Source organism: Streptomyces sp. NPDC021115, assembly GCF_044333065.1.
Lineage (GTDB): Bacteria > Actinomycetota > Actinomycetes > Streptomycetales > Streptomycetaceae > Streptomyces.
This window is the reverse complement of record NZ_JBIRQF010000002.1, coordinates 665,329-682,047: the sequence shown is the minus strand read 5'-3', so window position 1 is coordinate 682,047 and position 16,719 is coordinate 665,329. Positions and strand designations below refer to the sequence as shown.

15 protein-coding genes are annotated in these 16,719 nt (G+C 71.0%); 2 read left to right on the top strand and 13 right to left on the bottom strand.

Going from position 1 to position 16,719, the window contains the following annotated elements:
* Nucleotides 1-6: 6 nt before the first annotated feature.
* Nucleotides 7-1,269 (bottom strand): histidine--tRNA ligase, encoded by a 1,263-nt coding sequence (gene hisS, locus ACH4TL_RS08710; protein WP_398309846.1) that lies wholly within the window; start codon nucleotides 1,267-1,269, stop codon nucleotides 7-9.
* 14 nt (nucleotides 1,270-1,283) lie between these two features.
* Nucleotides 1,284-2,003 carry an MBL fold metallo-hydrolase gene (locus ACH4TL_RS08705; RefSeq protein ID WP_398309849.1) on the bottom strand — a complete coding sequence of 240 codons (720 nt, stop codon included), beginning with the start codon at nucleotides 2,001-2,003 and terminating at the stop codon, nucleotides 1,284-1,286.
* A gap of 158 nt (nucleotides 2,004-2,161) precedes the next feature.
* Here ACH4TL_RS08705 and ACH4TL_RS08700 point away from each other — a divergent pair, with 158 nt between their 5' ends.
* Nucleotides 2,162-3,025: a peptidylprolyl isomerase gene (locus ACH4TL_RS08700; RefSeq protein WP_398309852.1), complete on the top strand. Its 864-nt coding sequence runs from the start codon at nucleotides 2,162-2,164 to the stop codon at nucleotides 3,023-3,025.
* A gap of 215 nt (nucleotides 3,026-3,240) precedes the next feature.
* Nucleotides 3,241-4,470 (top strand): DUF349 domain-containing protein, encoded by a 1,230-nt coding sequence (locus ACH4TL_RS08695; RefSeq protein WP_398309855.1) that lies wholly within the window; start codon nucleotides 3,241-3,243, stop codon nucleotides 4,468-4,470.
* Between the two features lie 78 nt (nucleotides 4,471-4,548).
* Here the strand turns inward: ACH4TL_RS08695 and ACH4TL_RS08690 are convergent, their stop codons facing one another.
* From ACH4TL_RS08690 to pdxS, 11 genes are all read right to left on the bottom strand, one after another.
* The gene (locus ACH4TL_RS08690) at nucleotides 4,549-7,071 is read right to left on the bottom strand and encodes a RelA/SpoT family protein (RefSeq protein ID WP_398309858.1); all 2,523 of its coding nucleotides are present in this window, start codon (nucleotides 7,069-7,071) and stop codon (nucleotides 4,549-4,551) included.
* A 166-nt stretch (nucleotides 7,072-7,237) separates the two neighbouring features.
* Entirely contained in the window at nucleotides 7,238-7,831 is a 594-nt protein-coding gene (locus ACH4TL_RS08685; RefSeq protein WP_398309861.1) for an adenine phosphoribosyltransferase, read from the bottom strand.
* On the bottom strand, nucleotides 7,828-8,961 hold the full coding sequence (gene secF / locus ACH4TL_RS08680) for a protein translocase subunit SecF (RefSeq protein WP_398309864.1): 1,134 nt from the start codon (nucleotides 8,959-8,961) through the stop codon (nucleotides 7,828-7,830). Before secF ends, ACH4TL_RS08685 begins: the two co-directional genes overlap by 4 nt.
* 1 nt (nucleotide 8,962) lies before the next feature.
* Entirely contained in the window at nucleotides 8,963-10,714 is a 1,752-nt protein-coding gene (gene secD, locus ACH4TL_RS08675) for a protein translocase subunit SecD (protein ID WP_398309867.1), read from the bottom strand.
* A gap of 152 nt (nucleotides 10,715-10,866) precedes the next feature.
* A complete protein-coding gene (gene yajC / locus ACH4TL_RS08670; protein WP_398309870.1) occupies nucleotides 10,867-11,400 on the bottom strand; it encodes a preprotein translocase subunit YajC in 534 nt (177 codons plus the stop codon).
* 204 nt (nucleotides 11,401-11,604) lie between these two features.
* Nucleotides 11,605-12,708: a Holliday junction branch migration DNA helicase RuvB gene (gene ruvB, locus ACH4TL_RS08665; protein ID WP_398309873.1), complete on the bottom strand. Its 1,104-nt coding sequence runs from the start codon at nucleotides 12,706-12,708 to the stop codon at nucleotides 11,605-11,607.
* 67 nt (nucleotides 12,709-12,775) lie between these two features.
* Complete coding sequence (ruvA, locus tag ACH4TL_RS08660; protein WP_398309876.1) at nucleotides 12,776-13,396, bottom strand: Holliday junction branch migration protein RuvA; 621 nt, start codon at nucleotides 13,394-13,396, stop codon at nucleotides 12,776-12,778.
* Nucleotides 13,393-13,938 (bottom strand): crossover junction endodeoxyribonuclease RuvC, encoded by a 546-nt coding sequence (ruvC, locus tag ACH4TL_RS08655; RefSeq protein WP_398311530.1) that lies wholly within the window; start codon nucleotides 13,936-13,938, stop codon nucleotides 13,393-13,395. The genes ruvA and ruvC overlap by 4 nt, the downstream gene beginning before the upstream one ends.
* Before the next feature lie 152 nt (nucleotides 13,939-14,090).
* Nucleotides 14,091-14,843 (bottom strand): YebC/PmpR family DNA-binding transcriptional regulator, encoded by a 753-nt coding sequence (locus ACH4TL_RS08650; RefSeq protein ID WP_398309879.1) that lies wholly within the window; start codon nucleotides 14,841-14,843, stop codon nucleotides 14,091-14,093.
* 165 nt (nucleotides 14,844-15,008) lie between these two features.
* Nucleotides 15,009-15,608, bottom strand: a complete 600-nt coding sequence (pdxT, locus tag ACH4TL_RS08645) for a pyridoxal 5'-phosphate synthase glutaminase subunit PdxT (protein WP_398309882.1) — start codon at nucleotides 15,606-15,608, stop codon at nucleotides 15,009-15,011.
* Between the two features lie 95 nt (nucleotides 15,609-15,703).
* A complete protein-coding gene (gene pdxS / locus ACH4TL_RS08640) occupies nucleotides 15,704-16,636 on the bottom strand; it encodes a pyridoxal 5'-phosphate synthase lyase subunit PdxS (protein WP_009713658.1) in 933 nt (310 codons plus the stop codon).
* Between the last annotated feature and the right edge of the window lie 83 nt (nucleotides 16,637-16,719).

The following is a 16,719-nucleotide window of genomic DNA, read 5'->3' as shown; positions in this document are numbered from 1 at the left end:
GGGCGGTCAGCCCAGCTTCGACTGCACCGTGGTCACGATCTTGGCCAGCGGAACGGCCTCCTGTTCGCCCGATTCCATGTCCTTCAGCTGGACCACGCCCTCGGCGAAGTCCCGCTCGCCCGCCACGATCGCGTACCGCGCGCCGCTCCGGTTCGCGGCCTTCATGGCGGCCTTGAGCCCCTTGCCGCCGTACGCGAAGTCCGTCGCCACGCCTTCCTTGCGCAGCTCGGCGACCACGCCGAAGAGGACCTTGCGGGCCTCCTCCCCCAGCGGCACGGCGAAGACGCTGGTCGCGTCGGGCAGGTCCAGCCGGACGCCCTCGGCCTCCAGCGCGAGCACCGTACGGTCGACGCCGAGCGCCCAGCCCACCGACGGCAGCGCGGGGCCGCCGATCATCTCGGACAGGCCGTCGTACCGGCCGCCGCCGCCGACCGCGGACTGCGAGCCGAGCCCGTCGTGGACGAACTCGAACGTGGTCCGGGTGTAGTAGTCGAGGCCGCGGACCAGCTTGGCGTCGTCCTCGAACTCCACGCCCTGCGCGGTGATCAGCTCGCGCACCTGCGCGTGGTACTCCCGGCAGCCGTCGCACAGGTAGTCGCGCAGCAGCGGCGCCCCGGCCAGCTGCTTCTGGACGGCCTCGCGCTTGTCGTCGAGCACCCGCAGCGGGTTGATGTCGATGCGCCGCCGGGTGTCCTCGTCCAGGTCGAGCCCGCGCAGGAAGTCCTGGAGGGCGGCCCGGTAGACCGGGCGGCACTCGGCGTCGCCGAGGGAGTTCAGCAGGATGCGGAAATTACGCAGTCCCAGCGACCGGTAGGCGTCGTGCGCGAGGATGATCAGCTCGGCGTCAAGGGCCGGGTCCTCGGCGCCGATCGCCTCCGCGCCGACCTGCGAGAAGTGGCGGTAGCGGCCCTTCTGGGGGCGCTCGTAGCGGTAGTACGAACCGGAGTACCAGAGCTTGACGGGCAGGCTGCCCGCCTTGTGCAGGTTGGCCTCCAGCGCGGCGCGCAGCACCGAAGCGGTCCCCTCGGGGCGCAGCGCCAGCTCGTCGCCGCCCTTGGTGGTGAGGGTGTACATCTCCTTGGTGACGATGTCGGTGGACTCGCCGACGCCGCGCGCGAAGAGTTCGACGTTCTCGAAGCCGGGGGTCTCCACGTAGCCGTAGCCGGACCGCCGCAGCGGGGTGGCGATGGCGTCCCGCACCGCGAGGTAGGTCGCGGAGACCGGCGGGATCAGGTCGTAGGTGCCCTTGGGGGCCTTGAAGGTGCTCAACGTGGGTTCTCTCGTCACATTCCTCGTCGCGGAGGCGCGGCCGCGTCGGCGGCGTCTCCGGGGCCGGCGGCCACCTGCCGCAGGAAGGGGTTGGTGGCGCGCTCGCGGCCGATGCTGGTCTGGGGGCCGTGGCCGGACAGCACCACGGTCGAGTCGTCGAGCGGCAGGCACACACGGGCCAGCGATTCGAGGATCTCGGCGTGGTCGCCGCCGGGCAGATCGGTGCGTCCGATGGAGCCGGCGAAGAGCAGGTCGCCCGAGAAGAACACCGGGGGGATGTCCGGCTGTTCGGGCAGCCTGAAGGTCACCGACCCCTTGGTATGGCCCGGCGCGTGCGCGACGGTGAACTCCATCCCGGCCAGCTTCAGTTCGGAGCCGTCGGCCAGCTCCTTGACGTCGTCCGGCTCGCCGACGGTCAGCTCGCCCATCAGCTGGGCGCCGATGGACCGTCCGAGCGCCTTCGCCGGGTCGCTCATCATGTAGCGGTCGGCGGGGTGGATCCAGGCCGGTACGTCATGGGCGCCGCAGACCGGGACCACCGAGGCGACGTGATCGATGTGGCCGTGGGTGAGGATCACGGCCACGGGCTTGAGCCGGTGTTTGGCGACGGCCTCCTCGACGCCTTGGGCCGCTTGGTGGCCCGGGTCGATGATCACGCACTCCTCGCCGGCGGCAGGGGCGACCAGGTAGCAATTGGTCCCCCAGGCCCCGGCGGGGAACCCGGCAATGAGCACGATCGTCCTTAAATGTCGTCCGGAAGAGTCGGCCGGCGGAAGAATGTCGGCAGCTCCAGAGCCTACCGGCGGCGGCCCCGGCACAGCGAACCCGTATACGGTACGGCCGAGCCCTCCGGCAGGACACCGAATGACATACGGCGTGAGGAGACGACCCGGTGGTCAGTAGCGAGCAGCGGCGGCGGCAACTTGCCCGGGAGAAGTACCTGCGGCAGCAGCAGCGGCGCGAGACGGCACGGCGCAAGTCCCGGCAGCGCAATGTGGTGATCGCTTCCGTACTGGCCGTGGCGCTGCTCGGCGGCGGCGCCGCGGCGGCCGCGGGCGCGTTCTCCGGGGACGACAAGGACAAGAAGAAGGACGACTCCGCCGCGGCCACTCCCTCGGCCCCCGCGACCAGCAAGGCGCCGGACCCGTGCGCCAAGGAGGCGAAGGCGGTCAAGGGCGAGAAGCCGAAGAAGATGTCGTTCAAGAAGGAGCCCGCGGTCTCCATCGACACCTCGGCTTCGTACACGATGAAGCTGGAGACCACCTGCGGGGACATCTCCATCGACATGGACGCCGCCAAGGCGCCGCACACGGTCAACTCGTTCGACTTCCTGGCCGGAAAGGGGTACTTCGACCACACCAAGTGCCACCGGCTGGTGAACCAGGGGATCTACGTGCTCCAGTGCGGCGACCCGCAGGGCACCGGCGCCGGCGGCCCCGGCTACACGCTGCCGGACGAGAACCTGAAGGACTCCTCGCTCAAGGGTGGCAAGTACCCGGCGGGCACGGTCGCGATGGCGAACCAGTACAACCCGCAGACCAAGAAGGGCCGCGACAGCGGCGGCAGCCAGTTCTTCCTGGTCTACCAGGACAGCCAGCTGCCGCCGGACTACACGCCCTTCGGGAAGATCTCCGCGGACGGCATGAAGGTCCTGAAGAAGATCGCCAAGGCCGGAGCGGCTCCCCCGGACCAGACCATGAACACCGCTCCGAACGCCAGCGTGGTGATCAACAAGGCGACGGTCGGCAAGTCCTGAGGTCGCCGGGCGTGCGTACTGCGAAATTTCGGTCGCGCAGGATACGGACAGCCGGGGCACCGGTCGCCTATGTTGGCGTTGTGCAGGGTGCCTGCCGCGATGGCCGCACCACCCTGCTGTGAGAGACCGCCCGGGCGTCGCCGCCCGGCCGGAAGAAACTGTGGACGATGCCCGCGGGCCGCACGCCCGCCCCGGCATCATGTGGAGGAGGCGCTGTGAGCAGCGAGCCTTGGGGCCGCGTCGACGAGGCGGGGACCGTGTACGTGCGTACGGCCGACGGTGAGCAGGTCGTCGGGTCGTGGCAGGCGGGATCGCCGGAAGAGGCCCTCGCCTACTTCGAGCGCAAGTACGACGGTCTGGTCGTCGAGATCGACCTCCTCGAGCGCCGGGTCAAGACCACCGACCTGTCGGCCAAGGACGCGACGGCGGCCATCGAGCACATCCGGCAGCAGGTCGACGAGCACCATGTGGTCGGCGATCTGGACGCGCTGCGCAAGCGGCTCGACCAGCTCGCCAAGACCGTCGAGACGCGCCGTGAGGAGCGCCGGGCGGCGAAGGCGGTCCAGACCGACGAGGCCCGCCAGGCCAAGGAGGCGCTGGTCGCCGAGGCCGAGGAGCTGGCGGCCAGCGAGCAGTGGCGGGCGGCCGGGGAGCGGCTGCGCGCCCTGGTCGACACCTGGAAGGGCCTGCCGCGGCTGGACCGCAAGACGGACGACCAGCTGTGGCACCGCTTCTCGCACGCCCGCTCGGCGTTCTCCAAGCGGCGCAAGGCGCACTTCGCGGCGCTGGACGCGCAGCGCGAGGAGGCCCGGCAGACCAAGGAGAAGCTGGTCTCCGAGGCGGAGGCGCTGTCCGGCTCCACCGACTGGGGGCCGACCGCGGCCCGCTACCGGGAGCTGATGTCCGACTGGAAGGCCGCGGGCCGTGCGCAGCGCGAGCACGAGGACGACCTGTGGAACCGCTTCCGCGGCGCCCAGGACGTCTTCTTCCAGGCCCGGGGCGAGGTCTTCGCCGAGCGGGACGCCGAGCAGCGGGAGAACCTGACCCGCAAGGAGGAGCTGGTCGTCGAGGCCGAGAAGCTGCTCCCGATCTCGGACCTGAAGGCGTCCCGCGCGGCGTTCCGGTCGATCAACGAGCGGTGGGAGGCCATCGGCCATGTGCCCCGGGACGCCCGCGCCCGTATCGAGGGCCGGCTGCACGCGGTCGAGCGCGCCTTCCAGGAGGCCGACGAGGCCGAGTGGCGGCGTACGAACCCCGAGGCGCGGGCGCGCGCCCAGGGGCTCACCGGTCAGCTCCAGGACGCGGTCGACAAGCTCCGTTCCCAGATCGACGCGGCCCGCGCGGCGGGGAACAACGCGAAGGCCGACAAGCTCTCCAAGGAGCTGGAGGGGCGGCAGGCGCTGCTCGACCAGGCGCTGAAGGGCCTGGAGGAGTTCGGCGGCTGACGCCGGGCACCTGATACGTCCGACGCGAATGGCGGCCCCGGGAGACCGGGGCCGCCATTCGCGTTCTGCGGCGTTTTCTCAGCGTGCCCGGGCTGAGGTGACCCGGTAGACGTCGTAGACGCCCTCGACGCCGCGTACGGCCTTCAGGACGTGTCCCAGATGCTTGGGGTCGCCCATCTCGAAGGTGAAGCGCGAGGTGGCGACCCGGTCGCGGGAGGTCTGGACGGCCGCGGAGAGGATGTTCACGTGCTGGTCGGACAGGACGCGGGTGACGTCCGACAGCAGCCGGGACCGGTCCAGCGCCTCGACCTGGATGGCGACCAGGAAGACCGACGACTGGGTGGGTGCCCATTCGACGTCGAGGATGCGCTCGGGCTGCTGGGAAAGCGAGTCCACGTTGACGCAGTCGGCGCGGTGGACGGAGACGCCGCTGCCGCGGGTGACGAACCCGATGATCGGGTCGCCCGGCACCGGCGTACAGCAGCGGGCCAGCTTGACCCACACGTCCTCGACGCCCTTGACGACCACGCCCGGGTCGGCGCTGGAGCGGCGCTTGGAGCGCCGGATCGGCGGGGCGGTCTCGGCGATGTCCTCGTTGGCGGCCTCCTCGCCGCCGAGGGCCGAGACGAGCTTGCCGACCACGTTCTGCGCGGAGACATGGCCCTCGCCGATGGCCGCGTAGAGCGAGGAGATGTCCGGGTAGCGCATCTCGTGGGCGAGGGTGACCAGCGAGTCGCCGGTGAGGATCCGCTGGATCGGCAGGTTCTGCTTGCGCATCGCCCGGACGATCGCGTCCTTGCCCTGTTCGATGGCCTCGTCGCGGCGCTCCTTGGAGAACCAGCCGCGGATCTTGTTGCGGGCCCGCGGTGACTTGACGAAGCCCAGCCAGTCGCGGGAAGGACCGGCACCGGCCGCCTTGGAGGTGAAGACCTCCACCAAGTCGCCGTTGTCGAGGGTCGACTCCAGCGGCACCAGCCGCCCGTTGACCCGGGCCCCGATGGTGCGGTGGCCGACCTCGGTGTGGACGGCGTACGCGAAGTCCACCGGGGTGGCCCCGGCCGGGAGCGCTATGACGTCGCCCTTGGGGGTGAAGACGAAGACCTCGTTGCGGGACAGGTCGAACCGCAGCGACTCCAGGAACTCGCCGGGGTCCTCGGTCTCCTTCTGCCAGTCCAGGAGCTGCCGCAGCCACGCCATGTCGTTGACGGCGTCGTCCTTGCCCGCCTTGCCCCGCGGCACGTCGGTGCGCACCTTCGAGGTCCCGGCGACCGCCTCCTGCTTGTACTTCCAGTGCGCGGCGATGCCGTACTCGGCGCGGCGGTGCATGTCGAAGGTGCGGATCTGGAGCTCGACCGGCTTGCCGCTGGGCCCGATGACCGTCGTGTGCAGCGACTGGTACATGTTGAACTTGGGCATCGCGATGTAGTCCTTGAACCGCCCGGGCACCGGGTTCCACCGCGCGTGGATGGTCCCGAGCGCCGCGTAGCAGTCGCGGACGGTGTCGACGAGCACCCTGATGCCCACCAGGTCGTAGATCTCGGCGAAGTCCCGGCCCCGCACGATCATCTTCTGGTAGACGGAGTAGTAGTGCTTGGGGCGGCCGGTGACGGTCGCCTTGATCCTCGCCGCCCGCAGATCGCCCTGGACCTGGTCGGTGACGACGGCCAGGTACTCGTCGCGCTTGGGGGCGCGCTCGGCGACCAGCCGGACGATCTCGTCGTACATCTTGGGGTAGAGGATCGCGAAGGCGAGGTCCTCCAGCTCCCACTTGATGGTGTTCATGCCCAGCCGATGGGCGAGCGGGGCGTAGATCTCCAGCGTCTCGCGGGCCTTCTTCTCCTGCTTCTCCCGCTTCAGGTAGCGCATGGTGCGCATGTTGTGCAGCCGGTCCGCGAGCTTGATCACCAGGACCCGGGGGTCCTTGGCCATCGCGACGACCATCTTGCGCACGGTCTCGGCCTGGGCGGCCTCGCCGAACTTGACCTTGTCCAGCTTGGTGACGCCGTCGACGAGCAGCGCGACCTGGTCGCCGAAGTCGCGGCGCAGGGTGTCCAGGCCGTACTCGGTGTCCTCGACGGTGTCGTGCAGCAGCCCGGCCATCAGGGTGGCCGGATCCATACCCAGCTCGGCGAGGATCGTGGTCACCGCGAGCGGGTGGGTGATGTACGGATCGCCGCTCTTGCGCTTCTGGCCGCGGTGCCAGCGCTCGGCCACCTGGTACGCGCGCTCGATCTGGCGCAGCGTGGCGCCGTCCGCCTTGGGGTCGTTGCCGCGCACGATGCGCAGCAGGGGCTCCAGGACGGGGTTGTACGGGCTGGAGCGCTGCACGCCGAGGCGGGCGAGGCGGGCGCGCACGCGGTTGGACGAGCCGGTACGCGGGGCCGGGCTCTGCGTGGTGCGCGGCGCGGCCGGGGCGGGCCGCAGCTCGCGGTCCGCGGCGGGCGCCTTCGGCCGGGTCGGCTCGGCGGCGCCGGACGCCGGTGCCGGACGGTCCGCACCGTTTCCGGGCGTGGCTGAGGCCGCCGTCGTCTGCTCGGCGGCGGTGGTCGCGTCCCGGGCGGGACGGACTCCGGGGGAGAGCGGCTGGGCCTCGTCTGGCAAGAGAGCACTCCTCAAGCGGTCCGGACCCCGGGGGGTCGGGGTGCCAATGGTATCGATCCCGCCACTCCGCTTGCCTCTCGGCCGCGAGTCCGGGCAACGCCGGAGGGCGGGGACCCGTTCCTTGCGCAGGTCCCCGCCCTCCGGCGGCAGTGTCGGCGGATTCCGGTCAGACCGTGATCAGGGCCTCCAGCGGGGCGCTGTCCAGCGCGCTCAGCAGGCGTCTGCGGCCTTCCAGGAAGCCCAGCTCCATGAGCACGGCGACTCCGGCGACCTGGGCACCGGCCCGCCGGATGAGCTGGAGCGACGCCTCGGCGGTGCCGCCGGTGGCGAGCACGTCGTCGATGACCAGGACCCGGTCCCCCGGCTCCAGCGCGTCCGCGTGTATCTCGATCTCCGCGGTGCCGTACTCCAGCTCGTACGCCTGCCCCAGGGTCGCCCCGGGGAGCTTGCCCGCCTTGCGGACCGGTACGAAGCCGATTCCGGCGCGCACGGCGGCCGGTGCGGCGAGGATGAAGCCGCGCGCCTCCAGGCCCACGACCTTGTCCGCCCGGTGCCGCACGCACAGCTCGGCGAGCGCCTCGGTCAGCGCGGAGAAGGCCGCGGCGTCGGCCAGCAGCGGGGTGATGTCCTTGAACATCACGCCCGGCTGCGGATAGTCCGGCACGTCTTGGATGCGGCTGAGCAGCAGCCCGCGCAGCTCCTCGGCGCCGAGCGGCCCGGCGGCCGCCGTCAGGGTCGGCTCTGCGGCCTGCTCGCTCATCGGCGCTTCCCCGAGGGCCGCCCACGGCCCCGGTTGCGGGAGGCGGGCTGGCGGCGCTGGCCGACGACTCCGGCCGGAGCGGCGTCCTCCAGATCCGCTTCGCCGCCCTCGGAACCAGCCCCTTCGCCGTCCTGGGCCTCTCGCTCGGCATCAGCCTTGGCGGCCGCGGCGCGCTTGGCGCGCACCCGCTTGGCCAGCGCCTTCATCTGCGGGTCACGGCTCTTGAAGTCGGCGACCAGCGGGGTGGCGATGAAGATCGAGGAGTACGCACCGGCGGCGAGACCGACGAACAGGGCGAGCGAGATGTCGTTGAGCATGCCCGCGCCGAGCAGACCGCCGCCGATGAAGAGCATCGCGCCGACCGGCAGCAGCGCCACGACCGTGGTGTTGATGGATCGCACCAGGGTCGAGTTGAGGCTGCGGTTGGCCACTTCGGCGTAGGTGAAGCGGGTCTGCTTGGTGATGTCCTTGGCACCCTCCTTGAGACCGTCGAAGACCACGACGGTGTCGTAGAGGGAGTAACCGAGGATCGTCAGCAGACCGATCACGGTGCCCGGGGTGACCTCGAAGCCGACCAGCGCGTAGACACCGACGGTGATGGTGAGGTCGTGGACCAGGGCGATCAGGGCGGCCAGCGCCATCCGCCATTCGAAGGCGATCGCGAGGTAGATCACCACCAGGACCATGAAGATCGCCAGGCCCTGCCAGGCCTTTCCGGCGATCTCCTCACCCCAGCTCGGGCCGACGAGCTGGGTGTCGATCTTGTCGGTCTTGACGCCCAGCTCCTTGGCCAGGTTCTCCTGGACCGGCACGGCCTCCTTGGTTCCCAGCTCGCTGATCTGGATGCGCAGGCCGCCGCGGCCCAGCTCCTGGACGACCGCGGTGTGGCCGCCGGACGCCTTCTCCGCCACCTCCTGGGCCTGGGAGACCGAGACCTTGCTGCTGGGAGTGTTGAAGACCGCGCCGCCGGAGAACTCGATGCCCATGTTGAGGCCGCGCACGGCCAGGCCCGCGATCGCCGTGATGGTGATCAGTATCGAGATGGCGTACCAGATCTTCCGCTTGCCGACGAAGTCGTAGCCGACCTCGCCTCGGTAGAGCCTGGCGCCGAGACTGCCGAGTCGCGACATCTCACGCCTCCTTCGGGGTGTCGGCGGGGCCGGGGGCGGCGGGACGACGGCGACGCAGCGGTGGTTTGGCCCCGAGGCGCTTGGGATCCAGACCGGACCACGGATGGCCGTTCCCGAAGAACGGGCGGCGGGCGAGGAGCGTCATCAGCGGCTTGGTGAACAGGAACACCACGACGACGTCGAGCAGCGTGGTCAGCCCCAGGGTGAAGGCGAAGCCCTTCACCTTGCCGACGGTCACGATGAAGAGCACCGCGGCGGCGAGGAACGACACGAAGTCGGAGACCAGGATGGTGCGCCGGGCCCGCGGCCAGCCGCGCTCGACGGCCGGGCGCAGCGAGCGGCCCTCACGGATCTCGTCACGGATGCGTTCGAAGTAGACGATGAACGAGTCGGCGGTGATACCGATCGCCACGATCGCACCGCAGACGGCCGGCAAGTTGAGCGCGAAGCCGATGCCCGGGCCGAGCAGCACCATGATCGTGTACGTCAGTATGGCGGAGACCCCGAGAGACGCCATGGCCACCAGGGACAGACCGCGGTAGTAGACGACCAGGTAGATCACCACGAGGGCGAGGCCGATGGCACCGGCGATCAGACCGGCGTCCAGCTGCTCACCGCCGAGGGCCGCGGAGACGGTGGTCTCGTCCGCGATGTCGAACGACAGCGGCAGCGCGCCGAAGGACAGCACGTTGGCCAGGTCCGCTGAGCTCTGCTGGGTGAAGCCGCCGGAGATGGTGGCCCGGCCGCCGGTGATGGCGCCCTGGGTGACCTCGGGGTCGGAGACGACCTCGCCGTCCAGGACGATCGCGAAGCGGTTCTGCGGGGACTGCTGCTTGGTCAGCTCACCGGTCGTCTTGGCGAACTTCTTGGCGCCCTTGTTGTTGAAGTCGAGCTGCACGATCCAGCCCGAGGCGTTCTGGCTCTCGAAGACGGACGAGGCGTCGTCGACGTCGGTGCCCTCGACCTCGGAGGGGCCCAGGACGAACTTGGAGTCACCCTTCTGGCTGCACGCCAGCACGGGCTCGGTCGGCTTGCTGTTGGCCGCCTTCTCGGATGCCGCGGCACGCCCCGCCCGGGTGGTGCAGTCCAGCGCCGCGAAGTCCTTGGCCAGCTTCTCCTGGGCGTCCGAGGGCTTGCCCGTCTCGCCGCCCTGGGGGGTCTTGGACGGGGTGGGGGTCGGCGCCGCCTTGTCGGCCTTCAGCGCCTCGGGGACGGCCCGGCCCTGGGTGGTGGAGCTGGGAGTGGGCGAGCCCGAGGGCTTTCCGCTGCTCCCCTTGTCCTGCTTGCCCTTCGACGCGCTCGCGGAGGGGGACGGGGTGCTGCTGGGCTGCTTGGTCTTGCCGCCGGTCGTGGTGGTCATCACCGGCCGGAAGTACAGCTGGGCGGTGGTGCCCACCTGCTGGCGGGCCTGCTTCGCGTTCGTCCCCTTGGGGATGTTCACGATGATGTGCTTGTCGCCCTGCGTCTGGACCTCGGCCTCGGAGACACCCAGGCCGTTGACTCGCCGCTCGATGATGCCGACGGCGGTGTTCATGTTGGCCGTGTTGATCGCGTTGGGCTTGCCCGGCTGGTTCTTGGCCTCCAGCGTGAAGCTGGTGCCGCCCGCGAGATCGATGCCCAGCCGCGGTGTGGTGTGACCGGAGAGGAACATCCCCCCGACGAGCGCCACCATGGCGATCACGATCACGGCCAGCGCGCGCCCGGGCCTGCCCTGTGACCCGGGGGACCTGCGGCCCTTCTTCGGTGCTGCCACCTTGTCGATTCTCCCTGTCCAACCGCCCCGCAGCGGATGTGCGCGGGGCGGCCACGAAGTCTTGTGGGGGTGTGCCCCCGCCGGAGCCTAGAGCGAGCGTCCATGAAACACGGCGCGCCGAGCGGTGGCACGCCGTGGCTCACGGTGCGGGACTACTTCGCGTCGGCGCCGCCGTCCCGCTTCTCGCCCTCGGCCGCGTCGGCCGCGTCGGCGTCGTCCTTGCCGAGGTCGATCTTCTTGGCGTCCTTCTTGAGGTCGGCCTTCTCGCCCTCCGGCTCACCGGCCGCCTTCGTCTCGTCGGCGGCGTCGGCGCCGTCCGCGGGCGTGGTCAGCGAGGAGGCGTCGTCGGGGACGACAGGGGTGTCGGCGACCTCGGCGCCTTCGGCGACCTCGTCCTCCGGCTCGATGCCGTGGACGATGTGGTTGTACTCGGCGTCCGAGAGGACGGCACCGATCGCGTTCTTCGCGTAGATCGCGTGAACGGCGGGGGCCACCTCGAGGAGGACCGTGTCGTCGTGGACCTCCTTGACCGTCGCGTACATGCCGCCGATGGTCCGCACGCCGGTGCCCGGCTGCATGGTGTCGCGCATCTGTGCGGCCTGGCGCTGCTTGTTCTTGGCCGACCGAGTCATCAGGAACATGGCCCCGATGAGCACGATGAACGGCAGGAGAGTCACGATATTCACGGGACGGAGATCCTTCACACGACCGCTGGGGCGCGGCCTGGTCTACGGGGATGGGTATGCCGTACGGAGGAACGTCCGGCATACGGACGGCATCGGCGGAGTCTAAGCGAGCCCGCACCTATGGAACAACGCCCGGCGTGGCACCCGGGTTCCTGACCCCGCCATTATTCGCTCTTCACGGGACGATCCGGAGAATACGCGCCTTCACGCCTCGAACAGGCCGGTCTGGCCGCCCCCGGTGCCGCGCTGCGGCGGGGTGAGGCCCAGGTGCTCCCAGGCCGCGGGGGTACCGACCCGCCCCCTGGGCGTACGGGCCAGCAGGCCCTCGCGCACCAGGAACGGCTCGGCGACCTCCTCCACGGTCTCACGCTCCTCCCCCACAGCGACCGCCAGGGTCGAAAGCCCCACCGGGCCGCCGCCGAACAGCTTGAGCAGGGCGCTGAGCACCGCCCGGTCCAGCCGGTCGAGCCCCCGGCCGTCCACGTCGTAGACCGCGAGGGCGCTCGCTGCGATCTCCCGGGTGATCAGGCCGTCGGCCTTGACCTGGGCGTAATCGCGGACCCGGCGCAGCAGGCGGTTGGCGATACGGGGCGTGCCGCGGGAGCGCCCGGCGATCTCGGCCGCCCCCTCGGCCTCTATCGTCACCTCCAGGAGCTTCGCGGAGCGGTGGATCACGCGCTCCAGCTCGGCGGGGGCGTAGAACTCCATGTGGCCGGTGAAGCCGAACCGGTCGCGCAGGGGGGGCGGCAGCAGCCCGGCCCTGGTCGTCGCGCCGACCAGGGTGAACGGCGGCAGCTCCAGCGGGATGGCGGTGGCCCCCGGCCCCTTGCCGACGATGACGTCGACGCGGAAGTCCTCCATCGCCATGTACAGCATCTCCTCGGCGGGCCGGGACATCCGGTGGATCTCGTCGAGGAACAGCACCTCGCCCTCGGTGAGCGAGGAGAGGATCGCGGCGAGGTCGCCCGCGTGCTGGATGGCCGGTCCTGAGGTGATGCGGATCGGGGCGCCCATCTCGGCCGCGATGATCATCGAAAGGGTGGTCTTGCCGAGCCCGGGCGCGCCGGAGAGCAGCACGTGGTCAGCGGTGCCGCCGCGCTGCCGGGCCGCCTTGAGGACCAGGTCCAGCTGCTCGCGGACCCGCTCCTGGCCGACGAACTCCCCCAGGTCCTTGGGGCGGAGGGCGGCCTCCACCGCCTGGTCGTCCCCGTCGGCGTCGGCGCCCACCAGCCGGCTGCCCGCACCGCCGGGCAGGGCGCCGGTGAGGTCGTCGGCGGCGTCGGCCGGTGCGGTCTCGTCCCAGTTCACTGCGTTTCGCCTCGCGAGGTCTCATCGAGCGGTCCGGCCGGGCGCGATATCGCGCGCCCGGAGCCGGTCAGCGGGTGCGGTTCAGGGTCTGGAGGGCGGCCCGCAGCAGCTGCGCCACCTGCGGCGCACCGCCGTCGGCGAGGGCCGCCTCGGCCTGCGGGGTGACGGCGGCCACCGCCTCGTCGGCCTCCCGGGTGGCGTAGCCGAGGCCGACCAGGGCGGTGTGCAGCTGGTCGCTCCAGCCCGCGGCGGCGGGCGGGCGGGCGGCGGGCACGGCCCGGCCGACCGGCTCGCCGAGCCGGTCCTTCAGCTCCAGGAGCAGCTTCTGCGCGCCCTTCTTGCCGATGCCGGGGACGGCGGTGAGCGCCTTCTCGTCACCGGTGGAGACGGCGAGCCGCAGCGCGTCGGGGGCGTGCACGGCCAGCATGGCCTGGGCGAGCCGGGGGCCGACCCCGCTGGCGGTCTGGAGCAGCTCGAAGACCTGGCGCTCGTCGTCGTCCGCGAAGCCGTAGAGCGTCAGGGAGTCCTCGCGGACCACGAGCGAGGTCGCGAGCCGGGCGGGCTCGCCGATCCGCAGCCCGGACAGGGTGCCCGGGGTGCAGTGGACCGCCATCCCGACGCCGCCGACCTCGAGGACGGCGGTGTCCGGGGCGAGGGCCGCGACCGGACCGGAGACGAACGCGATCATGTAATACGGCCTTTCGTGGAACGGCTCGTGGGGCGGTGGGCCGCGACGGCCTGCTGGAGCCGATTGGTGGCGGGGGCGCGCCAGATGTGGCAGATGGCGAGCGCCAGGGCGTCGGCGGCGTCGGCCGGTTTGGGCGGGGCGTCCAGCCGCAGCAGCCGGGTGACCATCGCGCCGACCTGCGCCTTGTCGGCGCGCCCTGAGCCGGTGACGGCCGCCTTGACCTCGCTGGGGGTGTGCAGCGCGACCGGCAGCCCGCGGCGCGCCGCGCAGAGCATGGCGACCGCGCTGGCCTGGGCGGTGCCCATGACGGTGCGCACGTTGTGCTGGCTGAACACCCGCTCCACCGCGACGCATTCGGGCCGGTGGGCGTCCAGCCACTCCTCCATGCCGCGCTCGACGAGGACGAGCCGGTCGGCGATCGCGAGGTCCGCCGGGGTCCGTACGACGCCGACGCCCAGCATCCGCAGCGGGCGGCCCGCGCCCCCGTCGACCACGCCGATGCCGCACCGGGTCAGCCCCGGGTCCACGCCGAGCACCCGCACCGCGCCCCTCCCCTCGATCACGCTTCGGTCATCTGTTCCTGGCAGTCGTCCCGCAGGCTAGCGGCTGCCACCGACAAACCCGTCCGACAACGCCGACGGGCCGGTGGGGTGTGTCCCCGCCGACCCGCCCGCCTACGCGTACTGATGTGCCCTCAGGCGTCGACCTTGGCCATGACGTCGTCGGAGACGTCGAAGTTGGCGAAGACGTTCTGCACGTCGTCGCTGTCCTCGAGCGCGTCGATCAGCTTGAAGATCTTGCGCGCGCCGTCCTCCTCCAGCTCCACCTGCATGGTGGGCACGAAGTTGGTGTCGGCCGAGTCGTAGTCGATGCCCTCCTTCTGGAGCGCGGTGCGGACCGCGACCAGGTCGGTGGCCTCGCTGAGCACCTCGAAGGACTCGCCGAGGTCGTTGACCTCCTCGGCGCCCGCGTCGAGCACCGCGGCCAGCACGTCGTCCTCGGACAGCTCGCCCTTGGGGACGATCACGACGCCCTTGCGGTTGAACAGGTACGACACCGAGCCCGGGTCGGCCATCGAGCCGCCGTTGCGGGTCATGGCCACGCGGACGTCGGAGGCGGCGCGGTTGCGGTTGTCGGTGAGGCACTCGATGAGCACCGCGACCCCGTTGGGGCCGTAGCCCTCGTACATGATCGTCTCGTACTGGGCGCCGCCCGCCTCGAGACCGGCACCGCGCTTGACCGCGCTGTCGATGTTCTTGTTCGGAACCGACTGCTTCTTCGCCTTCTGGATGGCGTCGTAGAGCGTCGGGTTACCCTCGACGTCGGCCCCGCCCATCCGGGCCGCGACCTCGATGTTCTTGATCAGCTTCGCGAAGAGCTTGCCGCGCTTGGCATCGATCACGGCCTTCTTGTGCTTCGTCGTAGCCCATTTAGAGTGGCCGGACATCCGCCTGTCTCCTTCGCGTTACCCAATGCTGTACGAACGCCTGCGATCCTACCGGGATCGCCGGTCAGCGCGCGGCCCCCGCCCTCCCGTCGCCCACCACCACCCTCAACGGAGCGCTACGCGCGCTGAGCCCTCCCGTCGCCCACCACCACCCTCAACGGAGCGCTACGCGCGCTGAGCCATCTCCACGAACAGGGCGTGCACCCGGTGGTCGCCGGTCAGCTCCGGGTGGAACGAGGTCGCGAGGACATTGCCCTGCCGGACCGCGACCGTATGACCCCCGTACGTCGCCAGCACCTCGGCAGCCGCGCCCACCGACTCGACCCACGGCGCGCGGATGAAGACGCCCTCCACCGGGCCGCCCTCGATGCCCTCGATGTCGACCGCGGCCTCGAAGGACTCGTTCTGGCGGCCGAAGGCGTTGCGGCGCACGATCATGTCGATGCCGCCCAGGGTCTCCTGGTCGTCCCGGCCGTCGAGGATCTTGTCCGCGACCATGATCATCCCGGCGCAGGTGCCGTACACCGGCAGGCCGGCGCGGATGCGCTCGCGCAGCGGCTCCAGCAGCCCGAAGATCACCGCGAGCTTGGACATGGTGGTGGACTCGCCGCCCGGGATCACCAGGCCCTGGACCTCGGCCAACTCCTCGGGGCGGCGCACCGGCCGGGCCTGGGCACCGGCAGCGGCGAGCGCGGCCAGATGCTCACGGACGTCGCCCTGGAGGGCGAGCACGCCGATGAGGGGGGTCTCGGACGTCTCGGACACGGTACGGGGCCTCTCGGAATCTCAGGGTGAACGCGTTCGGTGGACGGCCCGCGGGTGGCGCGGACCGTCCACCGTCAGGCAGCGCGGTGCGGTGCTTACCAGCCGCGGTTGGCGTACCGCTCGGCCTCGGGGAGGGTGTCGCAGTTGATGCCGACCATGGCCTCGCCCAGGTCGCGGGACGCGTCCGCGATGACCTTCGGGTCGTCGTAGAAGGTGGTCGCCTTCACGATCGCCGCGGCGCGCTTCGCCGGGTCGCCGGACTTGAAGATGCCCGAGCCCACGAAGACGCCCTCCGCGCCGAGCTGACGCATCAGCGCGGCGTCGGCCGGGGTGGCGACACCACCGGCGGAGAACAGCACGACGGGCAGCTTGCCGGTCTGCGCGATCTCCGCGACCAGCTCGTACGGGGCGCGCAGCTCCTTGGCCGCGGCGTACAGCTCGTGGTTGTCCAGGCCGCGCAGCCGGGCGATCTCGCCCTTGATCTGGCGCAGGTGACGGACCGCCTCGACGACGTTGCCGGTGCCGGCCTCGCCCTTGGAACGGATCATGGCCGCACCCTCGGCGATCCGGCGCAGCGCCTCGCCCAGGTTGGTGGCACCGCACACGAACGGGGTGGTGAAGGACCACTTGTCGCTGTGGTTGACCTCGTCGGCCGGGGTCAGCACCTCGGACTCGTCGATGTAGTCGACGCCCAGGGACTGGAGCACCTGCGCCTCGACGAAGTGGCCGATCCGGGACTTCGCCATGACCGGGATGGAGACCGCGCTGATGATGCCGTCGATCATGTCCGGGTCGGACATCCGGGCCACGCCGCCGTCCTTGCGGATGTCGGCCGGGACCCGCTCCAGCGCCATGACCGCGACGGCCCCGGCGTCTTCGGCGATCTTGGCTTCCTCCGGCGTGACGACGTCCATGATCACGCCGCCCTTGAGCTGCTCGGCCATGCCGCGCTTGACGCGGGCGGTGCCGGTCGCGGGAGCCGCCGGATTCTCTGCGGACGGGGACGTGCTGGCGGACGTGGTGGACACGGTTTGACCTCACTCGATAGTGAAAAGTGCGATGAACCCATCGTAGGGCCGTTCGATACCCGTTCATGACCCGGCCATCCGGT